The organism is Vibrio sp. 1288 (assembly GCF_033344475.1).
Genome location: NZ_JAWPOX010001101.1, coordinates 1 through 524 on the forward strand (window position 1 = coordinate 1; position 524 = coordinate 524).

Genomic DNA, 524 nt, shown 5'->3' on the forward strand with positions numbered 1-524 from the left:
ATCACGGCGAGAAAAATTACGACTTACCATAAACAAAAACACTGCTCAATTACTAAACAAAGAAAGCGGACGATACCGAAACCAATTTATCTCGTCAAATGCATAAATTGGTCCGGAATATCGAAGTCGCGCTGAATTTTTTGTTTACTTATTGAACAGAAAACGATTTTTTAGAATTGTAAATTTTCTTAAATTTACGAGCCATGCAGGCTTAGCCTTGATGGTCGTATTTGTAGATGTCATCTCGGTAATACAGCGTACCTTCTTCCAACCAAGCTGTTTGGTAGATGATGTGTACCGGAATACGCTCCCCTAGTGGCACCGAAGTCGTTGATGAACGAGCGCTTTCCCGCTTTTTCTCTAAACGCTCTTCCAAACCTTGAGTTTTGAACAGAAGCTCTGCAAGTTGATCGGCGTTTTCTACTCGAACACAACCCGAGCTAAACGCCCTTCTATCTTGTTGGAACAAGTTTTTACTTGGAGTGTCGTGTAGATATATGGCTTGTGGGTTCGGCATGTTGAAC

1 protein-coding gene is annotated in these 524 nt (G+C 41.4%); it reads right to left on the reverse strand.

The genetic code is table 11. From position 1 onward, the window contains the following. Positions 1-211 precede the first annotated feature (211 nt). Positions 212-524: L,D-transpeptidase family protein (locus R8O11_RS31120; protein ID WP_318195377.1), on the reverse strand; the 313-nt coding region annotated here is incomplete at its 5' end.